The organism is Pelosinus fermentans DSM 17108, from assembly GCF_000271485.2.
Lineage (GTDB): Bacteria > Bacillota > Negativicutes > DSM-13327 > DSM-13327 > Pelosinus > Pelosinus fermentans.
Map to the genome: position 1 here is coordinate 1353192 of NZ_AKVN02000001.1, position 12553 is coordinate 1365744.

A 12553-nucleotide genomic window follows, 5' to 3' on the forward strand; every position below is an offset into this window, starting at 1 on the left:
GAGAGAGTAAGTTGGATATTATCCAAGAGCTGCTACAAGAGATTCCTTTACCCCGTATGGTGAAAATACGTCAAGAATTTATTGCTGCTGAAGTGGTTGACGTGGCAGGTTCTTTGCAGCAGGAACTTGTGGCCTCTAATGTACTCGAGCAAATAAAACCTGGAATGAGCATAGCGATTGCTGTTGGCAGTCGTGGTGTTGCAGAAATTCCAACACTCACAAGAGTTGTTGTTGAAGAGATAAAAAAACATGGGGGCCGTCCTTTTTTAGTACCATCTATGGGAAGTCATGGTGGCGCTAATGCTGAAGGGCAAAAGGAAGTTCTAGAAAATCTGGGTATTACTGAAACCGTAGTAGGATGCCCAATTCGATCTTCGATGGAAGTTGTGGAAATTGGCTGCTTAGAAAATGGCTTACCTGTATATATAGACAAATTTGCTTCTCAAGCAGATGGAATTGTCGTAATTAATCGTATAAAGCCCCATACTGCTTTTCGTGGAAATAATGAAAGCGGAATATGTAAAATGATTACGATAGGTCTTGGTAAACAAAAAGGCGCGGAATCTTGTCATGCCTATAGTTTTAAATACATGGCAGAAAATATTTTGGAAATGGCCCAAATTGCTTTATGTAGGATGCCCATTTTATTTGCAGTAGGTACTGTGGAAAATGCCTATGATAAAGTTGCTAAAATTGTCGTGGCTCCTAAAGATGAAATTATTGAAATCGATCGCCAGCTTTTAATTGAAGCTAAAGCCAATATGCCGCGAATTTATTTTGATCAAATTGACGTTCTTATTATTGATCGAATCGGTAAAGATATATCTGGTGACGGTATGGACCCTAATATTACTGGACGCTATCCTACTCCTTATGCCAGTGGAGGTCCTAATGTCTCTAAAATGGTAGTATTGGATCTGACAGAACGCACTCATGGAAATGCAAATGGCATGGGGACGGCTGATTTTACTACTCAAAAATTAGTGGATAAAGTGAATTTTAAAATGACATATGCCAATGGACTGACTTCGACAGTGGTTGGTCCGACACATATGCCAATGGTGCTGGATACGGATCGTGATGCAATTCGCGCTGCAATAAAAACATGTAATGCTCTTGATTTATCAAAAGCTAGGGTTGTAAGAATTAAAGATACATTACATTTAGGAGAAATATGGATATCAGAAGAACTCATGGAGGAAGCTGAGAAGAATTCTTCTATTACTATTTTGAGTGAGCTGCAGGAAATGTCTTTTAATAGTGCTGGAAAGCTCAAGGATTTAGAGTGAAATATTGGCAGCTCTTTAGTCAGACAGCTTTGAAAATGATTTTAAAATTGTTTTCAAAGGCTGCCTGGCTATATAACCTGTATTTGACATGGAGCCACTGTTGCTTATATAATCATTATGTAGAATAGTAGTACTAAAAATCTGTAAGATGATGTTGTAGGATGGCAGAATGGTGAATGAAACGATGTGCACTCCTAGTGGGAGTGTTTTTTGTTTTTTGCCGAATTTTGCATATGAATTGTAGGAAGGTAGGAAGGTAGGAAGGTAAAGATGAATATTCAATTGGTTATCATTATTACTTATATTTTTGTTTTATTTGGTATTAGTATTTATGTAAAACGGAGGACTGAAAGTAGTACAGGTTTTCTGTTTGCTGGGCGAAAGCTTACTACTTTGCTGGTTGCGACAAATATCGCGGGTACAGCGATTGGTGCTGCTTCGACAATTGGTGTTGCAGAAAATGCATATCAGTTTGGCATCGCTGCTGGATGGTATAATGTCGCTTGGGCTGCAGGAGCCGTATTGATGGCAATGGTAGCAGCTGAAAAATACAGAGAAATGGATTGTACTACGATTCCGGAATTATTTGAACGCTATTATGATAAAAAAGGGCGAGCAATCAGTGTTTTGGGGATGATTACGATCCAACTGGTAATCACCTCATTACAGTACATTGCTGGCGGAGCGATTTTATCTTCTCTTCTGCCTGGTATATTTTCTTTTCAAGGTGGCATGATAACCAGTGCCATAGTCTTTATTGGAACGACTCTAATCGGTGGATTATGGTCGTCAGGCTTGTCGAATATTTTAAGTGTAACTTTGATTTATATTGGTGTGCTGATCAGTACAGTGACGACTGTTTCCAATCAAGGCGGTTTGAGCAGTATGGCTGCTGCTTTGCCTTCTAATATTGACTGGTTCAGCCCTCTTGGAGGCTTGGGGCTGGCTACTATTATTGGCTGGTTTGCCGTCATGATGACGCAGACGATTACTGCTCAGGGACCAGTACAGGTTGCTTGTTCAGCCGTTGATGGCAAGGCTGCGAAGAGAGGATTTTTATGGGGAGCTCTTTTGATGTTCCCAGTTGGCTTCTCCTGCGCTATTATGGGAATGGCTGCTAGAGTTGCCCATCCAGGTATGAACGCTACATTGGCTCTTCCCCAGATGATTATGGGGCTGGACCCTATCGTGTCTGGTTTGACACTGGCGGCACTTTGGGCAGCAGATGTTGCTACTGCTTGTCATATTTTGCTTGCAGCAGGAACATTATTTTCTCAGGATATTTACAAACGTTTTATCAATCCTAATGTGAGTGACAAGAAATATACGATTGTGAATCGTTATTCCATTCTAGGATTGGGGATTCTTACCTTATGGTTTGCATTTAATGCTGTAGGTATTGTTAAGACGATGCTGATTGGTCTAAGTCTGACTACCGCTTTTACATTGGTGTTTTTGTTTACCATGTTTGCACCGAGTCTTTGCCGTCGTAATTCAGCATTTTATACTACGCTGGCAGGTATGATCGCATTGTTTGCTTGGCAGATGTTCCCGGCAGTTCAAATTTTTGCACATCCCATTTATATGGAATGGCTGGTTTGTCTGATTACGTTCTTTATCGTAGCTGCAGTTGATAAAGAAAAAATTAAAGTTGTTGAAAAGAAGGCGGTTGCTTAAAGTGGAAATTACGAGTATTGATGTGGGAAGAGCGGCGATGGCTATGGCAATTAGTGAAGATCGACAAGATGAACAAGAAATTCGTCAGCGCCTAAATGCTCGTGGTATCTCTTCTGTCGCTGTTGATTTTGGCGGCGAATATTTACTATCTGTCAAGAAAATTATTGAACGTGCAGTGGTAGCAGCCCAGCGCCAGAAGTTGGTGAGTGCCAATCATGTAGGTGAAGGTGCGGTGGCTGGTGCGACTCATGCGGCTCTGGAGCAAATTACGTCGAAAGCCGCTGGACTGAATGTGGGCGGAAAAATCGGAATTGCCCGTTATGGAGAACATATTTGCGTAGCAATTTACTTTGGTGTAGGTGTATTGAATCTTAATGAAGTAGCGGTAGGATTGGCCCATCGTTCTTTGCCATTAGGAGAAGCATAAAAAAATAATATTGTGTTTTTTACAAAATTTACGAAATGTTTACAAGACAGTGTTAAGAATACGTGGTACTATGATAGTGGACAATCTATTATCAGGTTTGTTAAAAAAATGAACTTTACTTAGTCCTAAAAGATGGATAGAAAAAAGGAGTGTGTATTATGTGTGGTTGTGAAGAAAAAGATCCTGAATTAACGGATGAGATTCCAGTGTTGTTTACGGACGATATCGAAATTCTCGAAGACCGTATAGCGGATGTTATTATTGCTATGGGGCTGCCGGAAGAGCAGACTGGGGCAGTGCTAAGACTAATGAGTGACGCGTTAGAAGAACATCATTCCAATATTCTTGACACCTTTGAATACATTATAGCAGACGAAGATGATGAGGAAGAAATCAGCGAATAATCTCGTTGGTTAACCGCATCGTTACGAAGACCCTCTATAACCACAATGTGGTTATAGAGGGTCTTTTTTTTGTATATTCTATCCTCTCTGTGTCCTCTGCGCCTCTGCATTTTCTTTTATTCCACTTGATGGAATAAAATTATTATTTATGAGAAAAAAGAAGGAATTATAACCTGATGCACGAATATAATTTGTGTAAAATGAAAAACAAGTCCATATAGTGAGAAAAGGAGGTTTTTTTATGGATGTCAGACATAACGTTCATCCAGAAGATGCAAAACATTATACGACCCAGGAGCTGCGAAACCGTTTCTTGATTCAAGAGTTATTTGTGAAAAATGAAGTAAAGATGGTTTACAGTCACATTGACCGGATGATAACTGGTGGTGTGTATCCAGTTGAGCCTGTAGTGCTTCAAGCAGGAGCCAATATGGGGGTTGATTATTTCCTTGAACGACGGGAAATCGGAATCATAAACGTTGGCAATGCCGGTTCTGTCGTGGTTGATGGCGTGAAGTATGACCTTAATACTACTGATGGTTTATACATTGGTATGGGTTCCAAAGAAGTTAGCTTCTCTAGTGCAGATGCAAAGCAGCCAGCTAAATTTTATTTTAACAGTGCCCCGGCTCATAAGACGTATCCAACTGTAAAAATTGAAAAAAGCAACATTACTCCAAATCATCTAGGTTCCATAAACCAGTCAAATGAACGCAATATATATAAATATATTCATCCAGAAGGGGTTAAAAGCTGTCAGGTGGTAATGGGAATGACTGTTCTTGAACCAGGCAACATGTGGAATTCTATGCCTTGTCATACACACGATCGTCGTATGGAAGTATATTTTTATTTTAATCTTCCAGAAGATGCTATTGTATTTCATTATATGGGTGAGCCAACAGAGACTAGACATGTAGTGATAAAAAATGAAGAGGCGATTCTTTCTCCAAGCTGGTCGATTCATTCTGGGGTAGGTACACACTGTTATACATTCATTTGGGGTATGGCAGGAGAAAATCAAACTTTTGATGATATGGATCATGTTGATATAAAAACATTGAAATGATGCTAGTCATTTCAAGCGTTGGAAAGACTCAACATTTCCATTGTTTTAGGTGATGCAATGTATTACCGGTAAGATGACAAATAAAATATCAAATGGGGGTTTACACATGAGTACGATGTTTGATTTAACAGGAAAAGTGGCGATTGTTACTGGTGCAGCCATGGGGCTTGGTCAAGGAATGGCTCTTGCTTTAGCCAATGCAGGAGCGGATATTGTAAGCGTAGGTTTAGGTGATAATACCCAGACCCAGGAATTAATTGAAGGTGCCGGCAGAAGGTTCTTAGCAGTGGATGCGAACTTAATGAGCATTGAGGTCATTGCTCCTGTAATTGAAAAAGTGGTCGCAGCTTTTGGAAAGATTGATATCCTGGTTAATTGTGCAGGCACTATTCGCCGTGCAGATGCCATTGACTTTACAGAAAAAGACTGGGATGATGTTATGGATCTCAATCTTAAAACCGTATTTTTCTTCAGCCAAGCGGCAGCAAAACAATTTATTAAACAAGGACATGGCGGTAAAATTATTAATATTGCTTCCATGCTGTCTTTCCAGGGGGGGATCCGAGTGCCTTCCTATACTGGCAGTAAAAGTGGCGTAATGGGTGTTACTCGTCTGATGGCTAATGAATGGGCTAAGTACAACATTAATGCCAATGCAATCGCACCTGGCTATATGGCAACTGCCAACACTGCTCCGATTCGTGCTGATGAAAAACGTAATGCTGAAATCGTGAGCCGTATTCCGGCTGGACGCTGGGGATTGCCAGAAGATTTGGCTGGACCGGTAGTATTCTTGGCGGCGCCTGCTTCTGATTACGTGAATGGCTATACAGTGGCTGTTGACGGTGGATGGTTAGCTCGTTAATACAAAAAAGGATTTGATTAGGCAGCCATTAGTTAGTATCTATAGTTTTAACGCAGATAAGGTACTAGGCTGTCTGATCTGATTGCCATTGAATTCCGAATTTTCGCATATAATTAAATATTTCGTGTAGGTACGCAATTATAAATATTATGAAAAAGGAAGGTATATTATGAAAATCAAACAATCCATTGATAAAATTCCTGGTGGACTGATGTTGGTTCCCTTATTTATAGGAGCGATTTGTCATACCTTTTTCCCTGAATCGGGTAAATATTTTGGTTCCTTTACCAATGGGTTAATCACGGGCACGGTACCCATTCTGGCCGTATGGTTTTTCTGCATGGGTGCTGGTATTGATATTCGAGCAACAGGCACAGTACTGCGGAAATCCGGTACCTTGGTAATAACTAAAATTGCCGTTGCCTGGGTTGTTGCCGTTATAGCTGCTAGAATATTGCCAGGGGATGGGATACAAACAGGTTTTTTTGCAGGATTATCTACCCTTGCTTTAATTGCTGCAATGGATATGACTAATGGCGGTTTGTATGCCTCGATTATGCAGCAATATGGCAGCAAAGAAGAAGCCGGGGCCTTTGTATTAATGTCCATTGAATCAGGTCCTTTGGTGACAATGCTCATTATGGGGACTTCTGGTTTAGCAACATTTGAGCCTCGTTTGTTCGTTGGAGCTGTTCTTCCTTTCATAATTGGTTTTGCCTTAGGAAATCTGGATAGTGAACTGCGAGAATACTTCGGTAAAGCATCCAATGTTATGATTCCATTTTTTGCTTTTGCGTTAGGTAACACCATCGATCTGAATGTAATTGGAAAGACTGGCTTTTTAGGGATTATGCTGGGGATTTCTGTGATTATAGTTACAGGTATTCCATTAATGCTGGCGGATAAATTTATTGGCGGCGGAAATGGCACTGCAGGACTGGCAGCATCGAGTACGGCTGGAGCAGCCGTTACCAATCCTCTCATAATCGGTGAGATGCTTCCAGAGTTTAAAGCTGTTGCACAAGCTGCTACGGCGTTAGTTGCTACATCTGTAATTGTGACCTCCATACTGGTACCTGTATTGACTGCTTGGTGGAGTAACTATATGAAGGGTAAAGAACAATCTGTAGAAGCATAAATTGTGACGACGAGAAGAGGCATACTTTGTACGCCTCTTCTCATTAGATACTGTTGAAAGAGGGGACGTTTCTTAAACAAATACAACAGGCTAATCAATCATGAGGATTTAGTCTGAAAGCAGGAGGTAGAACATGAGCAAGATTCTTACAATTGGTGAGCCGATGGCACTTTTTGTAGCAGACCAGGAAGGTGATTTAAAAGATGTAGAGCATTTTTCCCGTTTTGTTGCTGGGGCAGAAGTTAACTTTTCAATTGGTATGGTGCGCCTGAAGCATGCAGTCACTTATATTAGCAAACTAGGCGACGATCCCTTTGGTAAACAGATAGAAGAATTCTTACAGAAAAATGGAATTGATACTTCTTATATAACCCACGATGCCCAATATTTTACCGGCATGCAGTGGAAGCAAAAGGTTACCAGCGGTGACCCTCACGTTTTTTCTCTGCGTAGAAATTCAGCGGCTTCACATATGGATGTAAGTACCATTGCAAAACTAAATTGGGATGGATTTGATCATATTCATTTAACGGGTATTCCGCCAGCCTTATCCGCCGGATGCCGGCAACTGGTGTATGAGCTAATTAAACAAGCCAGGGGAAAGGGCGTATCCATATCCTACGATCCAAACTTACGCCCTGGTCTTTGGGCAGATCAGAAAGAAATGATCCAGGTAGTTAACGATTTGGCATGCTTGGCAGATATTGTGATTCCAGGCATTTCAGAAGGCAAATTGCTTACTGGAAAAGAAGGCGTACAGGAAATTGCAAATGCCTATCATGCTGCTGGTGTGAAGACTGTTGTGATCAAACTAGGTGCAGAAGGCGCTTATACCAGTTCGGAGGGGCAGCAATTTTATACACCTGGTTTTCCCGTAACAAAAGTGGTAGACACGGTGGGGGCAGGGGATGGCTTTGCTGTTGGTTTAGTAAGCGGGATTTTAGAAGGCTTGTCCTTGCAGGAAGCTGTAAGACGTGGTACTGCAATTGGAGCTTTGGCAGTGATGTCTCCCGGTGATAACGATGGGCTGCCTGATCGGGACAGTCTTGCTGCTTTCATCCGAGTATAAGTTCTCTAATAAAATACTTTATGTCATGTCGTCCTCTTTTCAATTGTGCCCAGCAGCAAAAAGATAAGTATCAGTATATTCATTGACTAAGCTGTATTTGTTAGGATTCGATTCTTTATTATATTAGCTATATTCTATGAAAAAGTGATATAATAATACAATCATAATTGCTGTTGCATGATAAGGAAGGGGTATTGACATGGCTGGCAAGATAGAAGTTCAATCACTGCACAGGGCATTTGACATATTAGAAACGATTGGAAATAGTCAGATACCCATGAGTATTAAGAAAATTACAGAAGAAACGGGACTGCCTAAATCGACTGTATATCGTTTGTTAAATAACCTGGAAAATAGAAATTATGCTTTTTGCGATACGAATGGAAATTACCGGCTTGGATATCAGCTTCTGATGATGAGTCAATGGGCAGAAAAGGATTTTGAAATTAAAAATTTAGCTAAAGCTTCCTTAGAATCGTTAAATGCATTTACGAAAGAAACAGTGCATTTAGCCATTTTGCAAGGAAAAAGAGTCTTATATGTGGATACGGTGGAAAGTCCTTATTCTTCCCGTTTAGTTGCCAAACTGGGAACGACCAATTCTGTTCATTGCACAGCTCTTGGCAAAGCGCTGTTGATTAAACATAAAGATGCTGAGATATTAGAGATTCTCGAGGCGGAAGGTATGGAGAAAAGAACAGAACATACAGTAACAAAACCTCTTGATTATCTCAAGGAGATGGAAGTGGTTCGCAAGTTAGGTTATGCTCTGGATCAGCAGGAAAGCGAAATGGAAGGCAGATGTATCGGTGCTCCCATCTACGATAAGTCAGGAAAAGTCGTTGCAGCGATTAGCGTTTCGGGAATAGCCACTCGATTCTCCTTGGATTTCATTGTAAAAGAAGTAGTCGATAAACTATTAGATAGCACATTGCGGATTTCTCGTATTTTAGGTTATGTGGGCTAACTATAAAATGAAAAAATCACTCCTTACTTTGTACAGTAAGAAGTGATTTTTTTTGAAAGAGTATCTGCTATGATTGCAGGTTTCAATAAAATAATGGCGAAATTCATCACTATAATATTGATGAGGGTGGTTGCCATGAATATTAATAATAGTTATCAAGATGATACTCTTCCTAGCTGGGAACGATTTATTAATGGAGATAAGAGACAATATTCTACGCGTCCGCAAATTGTTGCATCATGGGTTCGATGTTATCAAGCCTGTATAAACCCCTATGATTATAGTACTCATAGGAAATTAGATGATGCTTCAATGTCAACCATGTTATTAGAGAAACAAGAGTTTATAAAGATTGCCAAGCCCTTTATGGTGAATCTTTATAAATTTGTTGAGGGTTCGGGTTTTGTGGTTGCTTTAACCGATGAACGCGGCTATATTGTAGAAATGTTTGGAGATGAGGATACTCTAAATAATGCAATGACCAGCAATTTTTTTCAAGGTGCTCTATGGAGCGAGCAATCAGGTACAAATGCCATTGGTACTTCATTGGTAATGAAGGAACCGATCCAAGTCTCAGGTGCTGAACATTATTGTCAGAGGCTTCATTGTTTGACTTGTTCAGCAGCTCCGATTTTTGATTATCAGGGGAAAATTATCGGTATATTGAATATGTCAGGTGCATCGTATCGATCTCATTTACATACCTTGGGAATGGTGGTAGCAGCTGCTGAAGCTATCATGGCACAGCTTAACATTCAGCGTAAAAATAAAGAGTTATCACATGCCAACAGCTGGTTAACCAATATATTTAATACAATGTCAGATGGAGTATTGATGGTAAATGACAGTGGTATTGTCAGCCAATTAAATCCAGCAGCCCAGGAAATTCTAAATACAACAGAGCAGGAAGTATTAGGATTGTCTATTGACCGGATATTTGGAAGTAAAACAGTTGTTACACAGCGTATGTTAAAAAATAAAGAACCCTATGAAGATATGGAATTTATGGTAAATACTAAAAAGAATATGTTTCATTGCTTAGCCTCTGGTGAGCCTTTGACAAATGAGCAAGGAAAAGTGATTGGCGGCGTTATTATTCTACGTCCCATCAAACAAATACAAAAGTTAGTCAATCGTTATAGTGGCTATTGCGCAGCCTTACAATTTAGTGACATTGTAGGAGAAAGTTTAGAAATACTAGAGGTTATAAGGGTGTCTTCTCTTGCCGCTGTAACATCATCTAGCATTTTACTGCAAGGTGAAAGTGGTACTGGTAAGGAAATTTTTGCTCAAGCTATTCATAATCGAAGCGAACAGCGTAATGGACCTTTTGTAGCTGTGAATTGTGGTGTAATCCCGCGGGAGCTAATCGGGAGCGAACTATTCGGTTATGCTGAAGGTGCCTTTACGGGAGCGATACGGGGAGGCAAACCAGGAAAATTTGAATTGGCTTCAGGGGGGACGCTATTCCTTGATGAGATTGGTGATATGCCTTTGGAACAGCAAATCGCTCTTCTTAGAGTGTTACAGGAAAAAAAAGTAATGCGTATTGGCAGTGATAAAGTAATTCCCGTCAGTGTGCGGGTAATTTGTGCAACTAATAAAAATTTATCCCAAGCGGTAGAAAAGGGAGACTTTCGTCAAGACTTGTATTATCGTTTAAATGTGATCTCAATTACGATTCCGCCTTTGCGTAATCGCGTGAAGGACATTCCTTTATTGTTTAAATATTTTTTAGATAAAATAGCAAAAGATCGGGGTATTATATATTACGTTGACCCAGCCGTCTTAACGTGTCTAGAGAAATTTGACTGGCCTGGAAATGTGCGCGAGCTTCAGAACGTTGTCGAACGAGCTGTGAGCTTAGCAGAGTCAGAACTCATTACCATAGCGCATCTTCCCATAGAAGTGTATGCTCCTCAAAAAGTAGTCCGGAGTCAGACGCAATTATCAATGCTTCCATCATTGAATGAACATTTTGGACGGGAACAGCGACGGCAATTATTAGCTGAAGCGGAGCGTCAAGAAATTTTAGTGCTTTTATCCAAGTGTGGCGGTAATGTAAGTGTAGTAGCACGGCAATTAAGGATTTCACGTAACACTCTCTATCGTAAAATGCACCTATATGCGATACAGAACTAAAAAAATGTATTTATGTCCCATTTGATTAACACAAATGGGACATAAATAGGACACAAGTAAGAATACCATCTTCTAATTATCTTGGAGGTGGTATTTTCCTATTGCTCAAGAAAAAATAGTTTAGCATTCCAGATACGTATATTTCAATGTTTTTACTGCATCATGAAACTTAGTTTTTTAATAGTGATTGATAAAACGATAATTGGCACAATATTTGCATTATTTATAAAAATAACACTAAGGCTGAGACTTGGAATAGATAAAGTCTCAGTTGTTCATGACCTTATTCAATGGGTCAGGTGAAAAAAGGAATACAGTGCTGCCAGAGGGGTAAAAAATGCAAAGCGCTGTCTTTCTTTTTACGCTTTGCTTTGCTGCGTACGCAAAGATATTGTGGATTGGGTCTACTTATACATGAGGAAGTGAGAAGATGAGAGTCATACCAGTGTGGGAGGCGGAAGGTACAGTATTGTGTCATGACATTACGGAAATTATTCCAGGTAAAGTAGCTGGGCGAGCATTTAAGAAAGGTCATGTTGTAAAAAAAGAAGATATATCCAAACTATTAAAATTGGGAAAAGAGCATCTTTATGTATGGGAAGTAAATCAGAATGTTATGCATGAAAATGATGCGGCTATGAGAATTGCTAAAGCCGTGGCAGGTCCAGGAATTATTTTAACAGCGCCAATAGAAGGCAAGGTGGAACTAAAAGCGCAAATCCCTGGGATGTTAAAAATTAATCTCGATGCCTTGGAAGAATTGAATGATATTAATGAAGTGATTGTTGCTTCTATTCATTCCCATCAGTTAGTTTCTGTCGGGGAAATAGTTGCAGGCTGCCGCGTGGTGCCGCTGGTTATCGAAGCTAATAAAATAAACAATGTGGAAAATATCGGCAGATTATCTTTTCCAGTCATGGAAATCAAACCTCTTAAACCTCTTAAAGTAGGAATTGTTACAACAGGCAGTGAGGTTTATCATGGGCGTATTCAAGATCAATTTGGTCCCGTTTTAGATAAAAAAATAACTGCATTGGGTAGCCGGGTATTAAGGCAGATCATTGTGGACGATGCTATCGACATGATTGATAATGCCATCAAAACATTAATACAAGATGGTGCTGAGATGATCATAACGACTGGGGGGATGTCAGTAGACCCTGACGATGTAACCCCGGCAGGAATTCGCTCAGCTGGGGGGCGAGTTGTTGCTTATGGAGCGCCAGTACTTCCAGGTTCTATGTTTATGCTGGCCTACATTGGCAGTATTCCAGTATTAGGCTTACCAGGTTGTGTAATGTATCGCAAAACTACCATTTTTGATTTGATCATTCCTCGCATTCTAGCAGGAGATGAGCTTAACCGCAAAGACATTGTACGTTTAGCTCACGGTGGTTTGTGCACTAATTGTGATCCCTGTCAATATCCTCACTGTGCTTTTGGTAAAGGCAACTGAGATTGGGAAATTTTAGGGGCATATTTCCTCTGAAATAATATGAAATCTTA

The 12553-nt window shown here is 40.2% G+C and carries 11 protein-coding genes; all 11 read left to right on the forward strand.

Features of this window, described 5'->3' with window-relative positions:
• Nucleotides 1-11 precede the first annotated feature (11 nt).
• The 11 genes from FR7_RS05975 (at nucleotide 12) to FR7_RS06025 (ending at nucleotide 12503) form a co-directional block, all read left to right on the forward strand.
• Complete coding sequence (locus FR7_RS05975) at nucleotides 12-1289, forward strand: nickel pincer cofactor-dependent isomerase, group 22 (RefSeq protein ID WP_007931411.1); 1278 nt, start codon at nucleotides 12-14, stop codon at nucleotides 1287-1289.
• A 270-nt stretch (nucleotides 1290-1559) separates the two neighbouring features.
• Nucleotides 1560-2966, forward strand: a complete 1407-nt coding sequence (locus FR7_RS05980; protein ID WP_007931410.1) for a sodium:solute symporter family protein — start codon at nucleotides 1560-1562, stop codon at nucleotides 2964-2966.
• 1 nt (nucleotide 2967) lies between these two features.
• Nucleotides 2968-3393 (forward strand): HutP family protein, encoded by a 426-nt coding sequence (locus tag FR7_RS05985; protein ID WP_007931405.1) that lies wholly within the window; start codon nucleotides 2968-2970, stop codon nucleotides 3391-3393.
• Nucleotides 3394-3551: 158 nt separating this feature from the next.
• Nucleotides 3552-3797, forward strand: a complete 246-nt coding sequence (locus tag FR7_RS05990) for a hypothetical protein (RefSeq protein ID WP_007931404.1) — start codon at nucleotides 3552-3554, stop codon at nucleotides 3795-3797.
• 241 nt (nucleotides 3798-4038) lie between these two features.
• Nucleotides 4039-4866 carry a 5-dehydro-4-deoxy-D-glucuronate isomerase gene (gene kduI / locus FR7_RS05995; protein WP_007931401.1) on the forward strand — a complete coding sequence of 276 codons (828 nt, stop codon included), beginning with the start codon at nucleotides 4039-4041 and terminating at the stop codon, nucleotides 4864-4866.
• A gap of 106 nt (nucleotides 4867-4972) precedes the next feature.
• Nucleotides 4973-5731: a 2-dehydro-3-deoxy-D-gluconate 5-dehydrogenase KduD gene (kduD, locus tag FR7_RS06000; RefSeq protein WP_007931399.1), complete on the forward strand. Its 759-nt coding sequence runs from the start codon at nucleotides 4973-4975 to the stop codon at nucleotides 5729-5731.
• Between the two features lie 169 nt (nucleotides 5732-5900).
• Nucleotides 5901-6869 (forward strand): 2-keto-3-deoxygluconate transporter, encoded by a 969-nt coding sequence (gene kdgT / locus FR7_RS06005; protein ID WP_007931397.1) that lies wholly within the window; start codon nucleotides 5901-5903, stop codon nucleotides 6867-6869.
• 133 nt (nucleotides 6870-7002) lie between these two features.
• Nucleotides 7003-7938 (forward strand): sugar kinase, encoded by a 936-nt coding sequence (locus FR7_RS06010; protein WP_007931396.1) that lies wholly within the window; start codon nucleotides 7003-7005, stop codon nucleotides 7936-7938.
• A gap of 199 nt (nucleotides 7939-8137) precedes the next feature.
• Complete coding sequence (locus FR7_RS06015) at nucleotides 8138-8905, forward strand: IclR family transcriptional regulator (protein WP_007931395.1); 768 nt, start codon at nucleotides 8138-8140, stop codon at nucleotides 8903-8905.
• A 135-nt stretch (nucleotides 8906-9040) separates the two neighbouring features.
• Entirely contained in the window at nucleotides 9041-11047 is a 2007-nt protein-coding gene (locus FR7_RS06020) for a sigma-54-dependent Fis family transcriptional regulator (protein ID WP_007931394.1), read from the forward strand.
• A gap of 430 nt (nucleotides 11048-11477) precedes the next feature.
• Nucleotides 11478-12503: a molybdopterin-binding protein gene (locus tag FR7_RS06025; protein ID WP_007931393.1), complete on the forward strand. Its 1026-nt coding sequence runs from the start codon at nucleotides 11478-11480 to the stop codon at nucleotides 12501-12503.
• The last annotated feature ends 50 nt before the right edge of the window (nucleotides 12504-12553 follow it).